General features: G+C 44.9%; 12 protein-coding genes. 11 read left to right on the top strand and 1 reads right to left on the bottom strand.

What is annotated here, in order from left to right; translation table 11 throughout:
• The first annotated feature begins 86 nt into the window (after positions 1 to 86).
• From dusB to Q1V85_RS21645, 11 genes are all read left to right on the top strand, one after another.
• Positions 87 to 1,127 (top strand): tRNA dihydrouridine synthase DusB, encoded by a 1,041-nt coding sequence (dusB, locus tag Q1V85_RS21695; RefSeq protein WP_300603162.1) that lies wholly within the window; start codon positions 87 to 89, stop codon positions 1,125 to 1,127.
• A 118-nt stretch (positions 1,128 to 1,245) separates the two neighbouring features.
• Entirely contained in the window at positions 1,246 to 1,878 is a 633-nt protein-coding gene (locus tag Q1V85_RS21690; RefSeq protein WP_300603159.1) for a Uma2 family endonuclease, read from the top strand.
• A gap of 107 nt (positions 1,879 to 1,985) precedes the next feature.
• Entirely contained in the window at positions 1,986 to 2,618 is a 633-nt protein-coding gene (locus tag Q1V85_RS21685) for a Uma2 family endonuclease (RefSeq protein WP_300603156.1), read from the top strand.
• A 62-nt stretch (positions 2,619 to 2,680) separates the two neighbouring features.
• Positions 2,681 to 4,468 carry a DNA mismatch repair protein MutS gene (locus tag Q1V85_RS21680; protein ID WP_300603153.1) on the top strand — a complete coding sequence of 596 codons (1,788 nt, stop codon included), beginning with the start codon at positions 2,681 to 2,683 and terminating at the stop codon, positions 4,466 to 4,468.
• A gap of 200 nt (positions 4,469 to 4,668) precedes the next feature.
• On the top strand, positions 4,669 to 5,283 hold the full coding sequence (locus Q1V85_RS21675; RefSeq protein WP_300603151.1) for a DUF2975 domain-containing protein: 615 nt from the start codon (positions 4,669 to 4,671) through the stop codon (positions 5,281 to 5,283).
• A gap of 81 nt (positions 5,284 to 5,364) precedes the next feature.
• Positions 5,365 to 5,988 (top strand): DUF2975 domain-containing protein, encoded by a 624-nt coding sequence (locus tag Q1V85_RS21670; protein ID WP_300603148.1) that lies wholly within the window; start codon positions 5,365 to 5,367, stop codon positions 5,986 to 5,988.
• Positions 5,989 to 6,075: 87 nt separating this feature from the next.
• Positions 6,076 to 6,819 carry a CPBP family intramembrane glutamic endopeptidase gene (locus Q1V85_RS21665; protein WP_300603146.1) on the top strand — a complete coding sequence of 248 codons (744 nt, stop codon included), beginning with the start codon at positions 6,076 to 6,078 and terminating at the stop codon, positions 6,817 to 6,819.
• A 7-nt stretch (positions 6,820 to 6,826) separates the two neighbouring features.
• The gene (locus Q1V85_RS21660; protein WP_300603143.1) at positions 6,827 to 7,039 is read left to right on the top strand and encodes a hypothetical protein; all 213 of its coding nucleotides are present in this window, start codon (positions 6,827 to 6,829) and stop codon (positions 7,037 to 7,039) included.
• Positions 7,040 to 7,041: 2 nt separating this feature from the next.
• On the top strand, positions 7,042 to 7,254 hold the full coding sequence (locus Q1V85_RS21655) for a helix-turn-helix transcriptional regulator (RefSeq protein ID WP_300603140.1): 213 nt from the start codon (positions 7,042 to 7,044) through the stop codon (positions 7,252 to 7,254).
• Positions 7,255 to 7,340: 86 nt separating this feature from the next.
• A complete protein-coding gene (locus tag Q1V85_RS21650; protein WP_300603138.1) occupies positions 7,341 to 10,070 on the top strand; it encodes a TonB-dependent receptor in 2,730 nt (909 codons plus the stop codon).
• A 3-nt stretch (positions 10,071 to 10,073) separates the two neighbouring features.
• The gene (locus Q1V85_RS21645) at positions 10,074 to 10,853 is read left to right on the top strand and encodes a GLPGLI family protein (protein WP_300603136.1); all 780 of its coding nucleotides are present in this window, start codon (positions 10,074 to 10,076) and stop codon (positions 10,851 to 10,853) included.
• A 14-nt stretch (positions 10,854 to 10,867) separates the two neighbouring features.
• Here the strand turns inward: Q1V85_RS21645 and Q1V85_RS21640 are convergent, their stop codons facing one another.
• Positions 10,868 to 13,183 carry a M60 family metallopeptidase gene (locus Q1V85_RS21640; protein ID WP_300603134.1) on the bottom strand — a complete coding sequence of 772 codons (2,316 nt, stop codon included), beginning with the start codon at positions 13,181 to 13,183 and terminating at the stop codon, positions 10,868 to 10,870.
• Positions 13,184 to 13,205 lie beyond the last annotated feature (22 nt).

The raw sequence follows: 13,205 nt of genomic DNA, 5'->3' as shown, positions 1-13,205 counted from the left end.
AAAATAGTTGATTTCCACAAGCTGAACATAGAACGCTGAACGCTAACGGCTAAAAGCTGATGGCTGTTAAACTGATAACTCAAGAAATGGTAAATATAGGAAACATATCACTGCCGGATTTTCCGCTTTTGCTCGCTCCCATGGAGGACGTAAGTGATCCCCCCTTTCGTGCTGTGTGCAAGGATAACGGAGCCGACCTGATGTATACCGAATTCATCAGCAGTGAGGGCCTGATCCGTGACGCTATTAAAAGCCGCCGGAAACTGGATATTTTTGACTATGAACAACCCATCGGTATCCAGATCTTTGGAGGTGATGAAGACAGTTTGGCGATGGCAGCCAAAATTGTGGATGTAACGCAGCCGGACCTGCTGGATATTAACTTTGGCTGTCCTGTAAAAAAAGTGGCGCTCAAAGGAGCTGGCGCGGGCGTACTGAAAGATATCGACCTGATGGTACGGCTTACGGACGCCGTGGTAAAATCCACTTCACTGCCGGTAACCGTAAAAACCAGGCTGGGATGGGATGATAGCATGCTGAACATTGAAGAAGTAGCGGAGCGCCTGCAGGATGTGGGCATTAAAGCGCTGGCCATCCATGGACGCACCCGTTGCCAGATGTACAAGGGAGAAGCCGACTGGACCCTGATCGGCAAAGTAAAAAACAACCCAAGAATTCATATACCCATTTTTGGCAATGGTGATATCGACAGTCCTCAAAAAGCAGTGGAATATAAGAACCGTTATGGCGTGGATGGCATCATGATTGGCCGGGCAGCCATCGGTTATCCCTGGATCTTCCGTGAAATAAAGCACTTTGTGCAAACAGGTACCGTACTGGCTCCTCCTACCGTGGAGGAACGGGTAAACGTGGTACGTAAACACCTGCAAAAAAGTGTGGAATGGAAGGGCCCCATTGTTGGTATCAACGAAATGCGCCGTCATTATGCCAATTACCTGAAAGGGCTGACCAATATAAAAGAATACCGGAGTAAGCTGGTGCGCCTTACCGAAGAGGCCCCCATACGGGAAGTACTGGATGAAATCATCGAAAAGTATTCCAGCATCGAAATAGAAGCTACCCCCATTGAACTGATTAACTACCACGAAAAATGCCCGGTAAATTAGTATTTGAACAGGACGATATCCATAAATCATAGCTACCCGCTGATAATCAACCAACAAATGTCCCGTATCCGGCAACCGGTTAAAAAGATTACCTTTACAGGGATCACAATGTTATTTAATGGATCCGGAAAATAAAGTAGAAGAGCCTTTCGTTCCTTTTGGAGCCATCACCTCCCTCGATCAGCTTGACTTATCGGGGCGTTATTCTTATGCGGATTATTTCCGGTGGAAATTCAAGGAAAGAGTAGAGCTTTTCAGAGGATGGATCCATAAAATGAGCCCGGCACCCGGTATGAAACACCAATCTGCATCCTTAAAACTCACACTTAAAATCGGGAACTATTTTGAAGGGAAATCCTGTAAAGTTTTTGCAGCCCCCTTTGACGTGCGCCTGCCCGATCGAAAAAAGCAAAAGAATGATGCCGCTGTCTTTACCGTAGTACAGCCGGATATCTGCGTCATCTGCGATGCCAACAAAATAGACGACCGGGGTTGCATTGGCGCTCCCGACCTGGTAATCGAAATCCTCTCACCAGGAAATACCCAAAAAGAGATGGGGATAAAATTTGACCTTTATGAAGAAAGCGGCGTAAAGGAATACTGGCTTGTAGAACCGCAGGATAAAGTGATCCTGGTTTACCTGTTAAAAGACGGGGAGTTCCGGGGGTTAAAACCCTTTATTGAAACCGATGAAATACATTCCGCACTGTTCCCGGAGTTAAAATTTAACGTGAGCGACCTGTTTGAATAGGCGGATATTCGTAACGCATGGCCATCCCCAACAATCAACCGGCCGACACCCTGCATGCAGGCACCCATTTAAAAAGAGTACCTTTACAGGAACCATAAAGCTATTTAATGGATCCGGAAAATAAAGTAGAAGAGCCTTTCGTTCCTTTTGGAGCCATCACCTCCCTGGATCAGCTTGACTTATCGGGGCGTTACTCTTATGCTGATTATTTCCGGTGGAAATTCAAGGAAAGAGTAGAGCTTTTCAGAGGATGGATCCATAAAATGAGCCCGGCGCCCAGCCCCAGGCACCAGTCTATCTCTCTTTTTCTATCCAGCGCTTTTTACAATTTTTTTAGTAAAAAATCCTGCAGAGTTTTTGCGGCCCCCTTTGATGTACGTCTGCCTGATTCAAAAAAGCAAAAAAATGATGCTGCTGTTTTTACGGTAGTGCAGCCGGATATCTGCGTCATCTGCGATGCCAACAAAATAGACGACCGGGGTTGCATCGGTGCCCCTGACCTGGTAATCGAAATCCTCTCACCGGGAAATACTCAAAAAGAAATGGGGATAAAATTTGACCTCTATGAAGAAAGCGGCGTAAAAGAATACTGGCTTGTAGAACCGCAGGATAAAGTGATCCTGGTGTACCTGTTAAAAGACGGGAAGTTCCAGGGGCTAAAGCCCTTTATTGAAACCGATGAAATACATTCCGCACTGTTCCCCGAGCTAAAATTTAACGTAAGTCACCTGTTTGAGTAAAGTAAAAACGGATCGGCCATTTCTATGCATCATTGACGCTTCTTCTTTACTTTTACCGTTCTATGGATACTACAATTTATAAAGAAAGAGCGGAACGATTTTCTAAACATGCGAGCCAGCTAAAGCAACAGTCGGGATGGCTCAGTTTCTTCCGGCTCCTGCTCTTTGCAGTTTTCATCTACCTGCTTTATCGATCTACCCAAACCGGGGCCTCCCTTACAATTGGGGCGACAGTCATTTTCTTTGCAGCCTTCCTGGTAGTGGTAAAATGGTATGACCGGCTTCAGCAAAAAACCGCTTATTACAAGGCCCTGGTTCAATACAATACCGATGAGATCGCCTTCCTCGATACGAACCGTTCGCCCTATTCCAATGGAAAAGCTTATGAAGATCCGCATCACCCTTATTCTTACGACCTGGATCTGTTTGGGGAGGGTGGACTGTACGCACACCTGAACCGCTGCAGCACCTCTTTTGGAAAAGAAGAGCTGGCACGCCTGCTGCTAAACCCGGATACAACAACCATTCTTCAGCGACAGGAAGCCGTAAAAGAACTGGCTGCCATGAATGACTTCCGGCAACAGCTTTATGCCAGCGGCAGCCTGCAGGAAAACAGGGAAAAGGAATTGAAGCAGCTTATGGCCTGGGTGCGTTCTTCCAATACCGGCATCAGCAAATTTCTGTATGCCTTCCTGATGCTTTTTCCGCTGATTACGATCGGCAGCCTGTTATATTACCTGTTTGTTTCAGACAGCGACGAAGTATTCCGGATCCTCTACATCACTTTTGTATTGAACCTGTTCATTGCGTTTTCTTTTGGAAAAAAAATTGCAGCCCAGCTAACGGTTTCAACTTCCGTGAATAAAATACTGGCTGCTTATAAGGACCAGCTGCGGCTGATCGAAGCGCAACAATTTAAGAGTCCCCTTCTTCAGGCATACCAGCAGCAATTAAAGCAGGATACCCCGCCCGCATCACAGCAATTACATCAACTGGCATCTTTGTTCGAATACCTGGAGTCGATCGTGAACCTGCTGGTGAGTATCCTGCTGAACGGGTTATGCCTGTTTCATGTGCACATCCTTTACCGCCTGGGTGTGTGGAAAAAGAAGCATGGAGCTCATATAGCCGGCTGGCTCGAAGTGATCGGGCAATTTGAGGCGCTGGGTAGTTTGGGAAACTTCTCCTTCAACAATCCTGGCAATTGCTTTCCGGAAATCAGCGCGGCGCCTACACTTGCAGCTACAAATCTGGGGCATCCGCTGATCCGCGCCGAAAAAAGGATCTGCAATGATGTGGACTTTCAACAGCAAAAATTCATCATTCTTACCGGTTCCAACATGAGCGGCAAAAGCACCTTTTTGCGCACCGTGGGCATGAACCTCGTGCTGGCACGCAGTGGCGCACCGGTAACGGCAGCGCATTTTGTATTTTATCCGTTTGATGTATATGTAAGCATGCGCATTACAGACTCGCTGCAGGAAAGCGAATCATTTTTTTATGCAGAATTAAAACGCCTGCAGACCATTGTACAACATCTGGAACAAGGCCATACGACATTTGTGATCCTGGATGAAATTCTCCGCGGCACCAACAGCAACGATAAGCGCAACGGCACCATCGGGCTGATCCGGAAAATGGCGGGCTTTGATACCTTTGGCATTATTGCCACACATGATGTAGTGGTGGCCGATCTGATACAGGATTACCCCGGCTATATTTCCAACAAGGCTTTTGAATCCGAAATCATCCATGATGAACTGATCTTTGATTATAAACTGAAAAATGGCGTTTGTACCAAACTGAGCGCCTCCTACCTGATGAAAAAACTGGGCGTCATCGATCAATAGTTTTGCGTGACGTCCAGGCTTAAGCCTCCTACGCGGTAGACCCGGCAATTTTTAATCAATCGTTCCAATTCAATAATATATTGAGTGCAAGGATCTTGCGCTTTAAATCAATTGAGTTTCAAAATAAATTTATCGATTTACAATAAATTTATTTTGAAATTTGATAAAAACAACTTTACCTTTGATCAAAATTGTTTCCCATGAATCTCAAGATCACCTTAACTGTTTTAAAGATCCTTGTTCGTATTGGCTTTTACCTGCTACTACTATTTATAATTCTTTTCATTGCCGTATCGGTTATGAAAATATACGGGATCAGTATTAATAAAGAGATCAACCCTTCAAACGCCATAACGGTGCGTTCGTTCAACTCAACTGTAACGGGCAAGCCAATCATCAATCAGCAACATACGAGTAGCTATCAACAGATTAACAGCTATCTTTTCCAGCCTAACCCCAACACGACCGCCGGCTATTATCTTCTTTTCATCAGGGTCCTGTACTTCTTAATCAGTCTATCCATACTGGGACTATTACTGCGCACGCTGAACACCATCAGCAATACCACACCCTTTCATGCAAAAATTACCCGGTATCTCCGGCTTCTTGCATTCGTATATATAACCAGCGAACTGGTTGGCTTTATTGATTATTTTGTAATGTCTGTGTTCCTTGATCGGGAGTTTCCAGCCATGCATTTCCGACCGGAAATGAGTTTTGGCAACGATCTCATTACCGGCCTGATCATATTTGTAATCGCATTTGTATATACCCGCGGTGTGCAGTTGAAGGAAGAACAGGAATTAACCGTTTAAGATCTTAAACATTAAAGGACTCAAACTGCAACAGAAGCGTGATTTAACCGTATAATATTCAATTACTAAATTACTAAAAAAATGAGGCCACAACCCGCTATCGGAATTTTAAAAGTACTTGCTTATATCGGTTTTTGCCTGCTGGTACTTTTCACCGCCCTATTCCTGGCAAAATCCTTGCTGTATATCGCCGGTATCAAGCCGGATTCCCGGTCCCATGATCTGCCCGAGTTCAATTTAAATGCACGGTCCTTCAGTTCGGCAACCTCACCGATGGTTACAAACGCAGGCGGTATGGCCCAATACAAGCAATTAGACAACCGGTACGTGATCAGCGTTCAGCCTGATACACCGGCCGGCTATTATACGGTTTTTATAAAAACAATATATATGGGGCTGGGCATATGGATCCTGTGGCTTTTTATCCGGATATTAAAAAGCATCAACAAAGGCGATTCGCCCTTTCACTTAAAGATCATCCGTTACCTTCGCCTGATGGCCCTGGCTTTTATTCTAAATGATATTATTAAGATCCTCGACTACCTGGTTGAGGGCCGTATATTGCAGCAGCTGTTTCCAGCCATGCGTTTCCAGTTAGAGACAGAGGTTGGAAATGGGTTCATTACCGGTTTGATCATCTGGGTCATTGCTTTTATATACACAAGTGGAGTAAAACTGCAACGTGACCAGGAATTCACTATTTAAATTACCACGGTGCAAACAAATCGTTCAAACGCTATCTTATTCAGGTCCCTTCTTTTTTACATCTGTACGACCTTACTCTTTGTAGCAATGTCTGCAATTGTACCAACGGCGGGCTTCCTCCCGGCCGCTACGGTAACGATCGGAGGGGCGGCGGCACTAACCTTTATAACCCTTATTTTCTTTTGCCAAAGAGACAAGATCTCTTTAAAACAGACGGGTGTTTATTTGCACCAACAAAGCATCCCCCGTTTTTTAAAGGGATTTATCACCGGCATCCTGATGGTGCTTAGCTGGGTATTGCTTGTTGTATGGTTAACGCCCTTCCAAATATCAATGGCCGCAGCGCCCCGCATCGGGACCGTTTTTTCTGCACTGCTGCTTTATCTGTTTATAGCAGCAAGAGAAGAGCTGGTATTCCGCTCCTATTTTTTAACCCGTGTTGCTACTGCCTACGGCAATGTTGCCGCCGTGATGATAACAACTGCTGTCTTTATCCTGGAGCACCGGCTCTCGGGCATGAGCTGGCGCATGTCGGTAATTGGCTCGGGAACGGGCGGACTTTTATTCGGACTGGCCGCCATTAAAACAAAAGGCATCGCCCTGCCAATGGGTCTTCACAGTGCCTGGAATTTTGGCCGCTGGATGTTTGGGCTTACCGGCAGCACCGGCATCTGGCATTACACGCATACACAGGGAAATGAAGCCCGGGGAGAAACCGTTGCGTTGACGATGCACGCTATCATTTTCCTGGTGGTAATCACCGGCCTCTGTATTTCCGGGAAAACCGCTAACCGGCCATTTTCGCGCACAATTAATAAGATTTTTAAATGACGCATGAATGAAAACAAAACAAGTCATCCAGCTTTTAAATGTGCTTCCCTGGCTCCTGTTGATTGTCCTATGTGTAGAAGCCGGCGCCGCCATGACCATTGTAAGTATTGCAACCTTATTGAAGACCTTTCTTCTTTTTTATATAATTGTTCAATTGCGGTATAGTAAAAACCTTAAAAGAGGGGTACAACTGCAACAGGAAAATGATTTAATCGTATAACCATGCCCATCGTTATCAATTTAGACGTTATGATGGCCCGCCGTAAAATGTCACTCAACGAGCTGAGTGAAAAAGTGGGCATCACCCTGTCGAATCTTTCAATATTGAAAAACGGAAAGGCCAAAGCCATCCGCATCGAAACACTGGAAGCCATCTGTAATGCGCTGGATTGCCAGCCGGGTGATATCCTGGAGTACCGGAAAGAGGAGGCATAAAATACTTTCACATTTTTTTTAGAACCCTGTAACTTTTTCCTGCATTTAAACGACTAATACCTGAGCTTAAATAAAATTGACCTTCAATGACAATAAAATACCTGGGATTTGTACTGCTTTCCCTTGTTCTTTGTATCCAGAGTTATGCGCAAAAAGCATCCATTACCGGCAGCGTAATTGATAGCAGCGCCAATGTGCGGCTGGCCAACGCCTCTGTAGTGCTCCTTCAGGATAAGGATTCGTTTATAGTGGCCGATACCCGGGCCGACAAAGAGGGAAACTTTGCTTTCTACAATCTTAGTGATACGGCACGGTATGTATTATTTTTCAGTTATCCTAAATATGCCGATTATTCGCACCGGGTTTTCATGAGGGATGCAAAAAACAACCTGTTCAACATGAATAAGGTGAACATGATCCTTAAAGAAAAGCTGCTGCAGGAGGTGATTGTAAAATCGCAGGTCAGCGCCATAAAGATAAAAGGCGACACGACCGAATATACGGCAGACAGCTTTAGAGTGCAGCCCAATGCCACGGTGGAAGACCTTTTAAAACAACTACCCGGCCTGCAGGTGGACCAATATGGTAATATCACTGCCCAGGGACAGAAAGTAAAAAAAGTGCTGGTGGATGGCGAAGAGTTTTTTGGAGATGATCCTACCCTGGTTACCCGCAACCTGCGGGCCGATATGATCGATAAGGTGCAGGTATACGATAAAAAATCGGACGCTGCCACATTTACCGGTATCGATGATGGGATAAAGGACAAAACCATTAACCTGAAAATAAAGGAGGATAAGAACCATGGCGTTTTTGGCAAGATAGAGGCCGGTGGGGGTACCGACCAGCATTATAATGTACAGGGGATGGTGAATGCCTTTAAGGGCAAACGGAAAATGTCGGTTTACGGAACCACCAGTGATATTGGTCGTGTTGGCCTGGGCTCCGCAGACAAACAAAAGCTTGGGGACGATGACAGAAGCAGTGAAAACTATGATGGCAAGGGCCTGCCCCGGGCTGTATCTGCAGGTGCGCATTATGATAAAAAATGGAACCAGGATAAAGAATCGGTTAACGGAAACTACAAGTACAATTTTATGAATGTGGAAGGCAGCGAATCTACACTTTCGCAAAATAACCTTCTCTCCAGCTTTATCCGGAGTGAATCCAACAGTCATTTTCAGAACAGAAATGAAAATCACCGGGCTAACGCCAAATACATTCATAAATTTGATACCACCTCCACCGTTACCGTTTACGCAGACGGTTACACAGGCGATTCAAAAAATGCATCCTCTTCATCGGCAGAAAGCAAACGGGCAGATAATAGCCGGATCAATGCCACAGAAAGTGCTGCCAATAGCGACTACAATATAAAAACGGCCAATATCAATCTCTCCTGGGAAAAGAAATTAAAAAAATACGGAAGAACCCTTTCTTTTTACCTCAATAATAATTTTAACGATGATCATGCCAATGGTTTCAGCCATTCGGAAACCCAGTTCTTTAATACCAGCAATGTCCGGGACAGCAGTGCAGGTTTGAATCTGCGCCAACAAATGAACAATACCTACCGTACCAGTAATTTAACGGTCAATTACACGGAGCCATTATCTAAAAAGCTATCCCTCCTGCTGAACTATAAGTTAGGAAATAAGGAAACTGACGAAAACAGAAGTTCTTATAACCTGGCAGCCGGTACCGGACAGGCAAATGTCGATTCCTTATTCAGTACAAAATTGAATTCGACCGAATGGAGCAACCAGGCAGGTGCAGGTATCAATTACACACATCGCAAACTGATCATTAAGGCCAATAACAACATTCGTTTTACGAATTTAGATATTGACAATTTTTATCAGCCCCTGGCGTTAAAGCGGAATTTTGTAAACTGGAACCCTTCCGCCAGTCTGCGTTACAGCCCCACTCAATTAAAAGGCTACTATTTTGAATATTCCGGAAACAATACCAACCCGGATAAAACGCAACTATTGCCTTATCAGTACAACAACCGACAGCTGGTCACCTATTTATCCAACACCCAGCTTAACAGCAGCTTTACCCATACCATTAATGGCAATTATTACCAGGTAAAAAATATGGGGCAAACCTATATGGGTGCCAATTTAAATGCAAGTTTAACCAGTCATCCTATTGTTATTACTACTACAGTCAATGACTCATCCGGCGCCTATACCTACCGGTATGAAAATTTAACCGGCAATAATAACAGCAACTATGCGCTCAACGTTTATTATGGTCGCCAGATCAAAGGCTTTAACATACAGTCGGGCCTGAGTACCAACGGAGGTGTTGGCTACAACAAAAAGAACAGTGCATTAAACCAGCTTAACTATTCCACCTATGCGCTTTCCTTATATGCTGGCAAAGAAAAAACAAAGAAATACAGTATCGGCTTATACGGAACCGGTGGCTATACCTTTAATAAATCTTCTCTTCAGCCCGAGCTCAAAAACAACTACTTTTTCTACAACCTGTATCCATCGGCGGCCGTTTATTTTCTCAAAAAAATGGAGCTGCATACGGACGGCAACTATTTCTGGCAACAAAAAACACAAACTTTTAATCAGAACTTTAGCCGGTTTATCTGGAACGCCTGGCTCGGCTACAATATGTTAAAAAATGATCAGCTCACGATCAAGGTTTCCTGTAACGATATTTTAAACCGGAATACCGGGTATTCCAGAACAGCCAATAGCGACCTGTTTACCGAAAACCGATACACTACCATCCGCCGTTTCTTTATGATCGGCGCCAGCTGGAGCTTCACCAAATTCAATAACATTAAGCAATAGAAGATGAAAAATTTATTCCTGTTAGTTACGATGGTGTGTTGCGCAGCAACCCTGTACGCACAGCATGCCGTGTTTATGGAAAGTGGCAAAATAACCTTTGAGCGTAAGGTGAACACGTTTGCTGCAATGAAAATTTTCCTGTCAGAAACCAAGCAGGTTCCGGAAGATCAATTAGCCGGTTTCATGCAAAAATACCGGCAGAACGCACCCCAGTTCTGGACGGATAGTTTCCAGTTGTTTTTTGACAGGGACCATAGCCTCTATGAGCCGGTAAATAAAGACATCGGATTTTCGCAAACCTTTCAAATTCCGGCTGCTTATAAAAACAAGGTATACAGCAATTTTCAACTGGGCCAGTCTGTTTCAGAGAAAATCATCTTCGATAAAAACTTTTTCATCAAAGACTCCGTAAAAAATATCAAATGGAAGCTCACGGACGAAACCCGGGAGATCGCCGGATACCAGTGCCACCGGGCCAATGCGTTATTCTTTGATTCCATTTATGTGGTGGCGTTTTATACGGATGAAATCCTTACCAAAGGTGGTCCCGAAGCGTATAACGGGCTGCCCGGCATGATCCTTGGCATCGCGATCCCTCATCAGCATATTTCTATTTTTGCCACTAATGTAACCGGTTTTGATACCGCTGTTGACAAATGGAAGCTTCCTGAGCCTGGAAAAAGTACCGTTGTTAATAATAAGGAATTTAATGCAACCTCTTCCAAGCTGCTCAAAGGTTTTGGGCTCACCTCCCCCTGGGTTCAGTTTTTTATGGATATGTAGCCTGCTACCCGGTACTATTTAAACAGATCCGGCATCCACACAGGAAGGCCGGCAACCTGTTTCTTTGCATCATCAGAAACCGGTATTTTCAATTTGTCAAAGTAGCTGCTTAAATTTACCCCAATAGCTTTTGATAACAAAACGAAATAAGCATTTCTTCTTTCATTGTTATCTGCAGCCCGTTTAAAGCTTATATTGGTACCCTTGTATTTTTCTTCATAGATCTTTCTGGAGGATCGGTTCATTTGTTTTATGGCATCCCAGCCATAGGCATCAATAATGGGATAAAACAAGGTATAGAGCTGCAGGAACGGATCATTCCGCCATCTGGAATAATCGGGATTGTGAATATAATCCCTTATCAGTTTATGAATACTGTCTCTTGTGGCACCATCCCGGGACTGATAGATGTCTTTTCCCAGGACCGTTCTGTAAGCATAAAGTGTATACAAATTCACGGTCACTTCCCCCAGCTCATCAAAATCGATCCCGAAGAACTGGTGCCGGTGGCCGATTTCATGAAAATGCCCCCAAGACCCGGAATCCCGCAGATAACGTTCATTCAAAAGCATGGAGAGACTTCTGTCGTTGGGCGCTACAATTTTTGATGCAGTAGTATACATATACCCGTACGCCACATTGTTGTCAATAATAATCCGTTCCGGATGCCAGCGATCCCTCGGGATCTGCGCCAGGTCGGCATTAGCATCCATGACCGCATCCCAGAATCGCATTAGCTTTTCCGGATCTTGAAGATTCCGAATGCTGTCTGAGGGAACGGTGAGGATGATCTTATTACTTGCCAGCTCCGCCCATGGCGCTTCATAATTTTTTACCTGCGTCACCCATTCCTTATTAGAGGTCTTTCCCAATTGAAAGTAAGGAGCATGCACCGCTCCAGTAACGGCGGCTTTAAAGGAATTGGCACTATCTGTTACCGGTATATTAAAATACAGCAGCCCTCCGTACAGCGAGTGAATGCGCACGGTATCCCTATCCAGATTGAAGCTTTTAACCAGGTCAAACGGGTTTCGTAAATAGGTTTCCGCATTGGTAACATCATCTTCATGTATGCCGATCCGGGCTTCGATATGCCGCGATGTATCCACCGGCCGATCCAGCACTACTTCAACAAGATCTCCCGGTGCCACATACAATCCCGTACTGTGCCATCGTTTAAAACTGGTATCGGGCTCCGGCAATCCACTCCACCGGTTGGAGTAGACTATTTCAATGCGCTCTGTAACCCGGGACACATGGTCGGGAACAATCCCGGGGAACTCCTTGTTATTCGCAGACCTGTGATGCGGATCCAACCCCGCCTTGCGTTCATCTTCTGCCACCCGCAGAAAAAGACGAAAAACATCGGGCCAATAGGCTGTATATAACGGCTGTTTCAAGCCAGGAAAACCGATACTATCGAACTCATGGCCCGAAACGGATTGTACCAGGTCCTTTCGGATTGCAGTACTTGAATCGCGCCAGTAATAAATAAGTTTTAGTATGCTCAGCGGTATCCTGCCAGTACCTTTATCGTAAAACAAAGGGATGTACTGATAATTGCGGATATTCGGAATGATCTTCTGCGGTTTTAGATAATCCGGTGCCGGGCCGGTATACAGGGTATCGTCGGGAGCTCCTGAAACAATATCCCCAAAATGAAACAGGCCGGCCTTCGTTAGTAACTGGTTGCCGGGAATGCGGTCCAAATGATAACCATTTTTTTTAAGGACCTCCCATGCCGAAGAAAGATAAATCAAGGCTCCCCCATTCTTTATAAAATCACTGATCATTTCCTGACCGCCCGGGATCTCCGGTATATCGTTTAAGAATAATGTTCTCACTCCGGGAGGAATGCGGTTTCCCGTTATATGCCGGATGATCAAATGCTGCTGACCGGCAATCCGGTTTAATTCTCCCAGTTTTTTTTTGCTAAAGCCAATGGCCATCCTCTGGCCAGGTGCCCAATGAAATACATTCTTCCAGAATTGATGAACGTCCGGCCGGCTTACAACCGTTTTACTAAGAAAATGGGCATTGCCAATAACCAGTATCTTTCCCTTTCCCAGCCTGCCGGTGATAATCACCGGCGCATATATAGGAGGATCTGTGCCTTGAGCTATATTTCCTGAAGCGATCACCTGGGCATCATATCCTATGGGGTAGGTTACAATTGCGGGAACAGTATCTGCGTACAAATAAAATGTACCAACGTCCTTTAATAAGGCTGCCTTATCCGTCAGTTCCTGGGAGCTGATGCTTTTTGCAAAAACCAACAATAACAGCAGCAGCCACAGGTTCATTAAACAATTAATCTTACCGTTTTTCATGCCATGAATTTAGCAAAAATCC

This window comes from Niabella sp. (genome assembly GCF_030150205.1).
Taxonomy (GTDB): domain Bacteria; phylum Bacteroidota; class Bacteroidia; order Chitinophagales; family Chitinophagaceae; genus Niabella.
The sequence above is the reverse complement of the archived record's forward strand: the minus strand, read 5'-3'. Positions and strand labels throughout refer to the sequence as shown.

Bases quoted from the DNA above. Each gene is read 5' to 3' on its own strand.
- dusB (WP_300603162.1), top strand. From the start codon at position 87: ATGGTAAATATAGGAAACATATCACTGCCGGATTTTCCGCTTTTGCTC.
- Q1V85_RS21690 (WP_300603159.1), top strand. From the start codon at position 1,246: ATGGATCCGGAAAATAAAGTAGAAGAGCCTTTCGTTCCTTTTGGAGCC.
- Q1V85_RS21685 (WP_300603156.1), top strand. From the start codon at position 1,986: ATGGATCCGGAAAATAAAGTAGAAGAGCCTTTCGTTCCTTTTGGAGCC.
- Q1V85_RS21680 (WP_300603153.1), top strand. From the start codon at position 2,681: ATGGATACTACAATTTATAAAGAAAGAGCGGAACGATTTTCTAAACAT.
- Q1V85_RS21675 (WP_300603151.1), top strand. From the start codon at position 4,669: ATGAATCTCAAGATCACCTTAACTGTTTTAAAGATCCTTGTTCGTATT.
- Q1V85_RS21670 (WP_300603148.1), top strand. From the start codon at position 5,365: ATGAGGCCACAACCCGCTATCGGAATTTTAAAAGTACTTGCTTATATC.
- Q1V85_RS21665 (WP_300603146.1), top strand. From the start codon at position 6,076: ATGTCTGCAATTGTACCAACGGCGGGCTTCCTCCCGGCCGCTACGGTA.
- Q1V85_RS21660 (WP_300603143.1), top strand. From the start codon at position 6,827: ATGAAAACAAAACAAGTCATCCAGCTTTTAAATGTGCTTCCCTGGCTC.
- Q1V85_RS21655 (WP_300603140.1), top strand. From the start codon at position 7,042: ATGCCCATCGTTATCAATTTAGACGTTATGATGGCCCGCCGTAAAATG.
- Q1V85_RS21650 (WP_300603138.1), top strand. From the start codon at position 7,341: ATGACAATAAAATACCTGGGATTTGTACTGCTTTCCCTTGTTCTTTGT.
- Q1V85_RS21645 (WP_300603136.1), top strand. From the start codon at position 10,074: ATGAAAAATTTATTCCTGTTAGTTACGATGGTGTGTTGCGCAGCAACC.
- Q1V85_RS21640 (WP_300603134.1), bottom strand. From the start codon at position 13,183: ATGAAAAACGGTAAGATTAATTGTTTAATGAACCTGTGGCTGCTGCTG.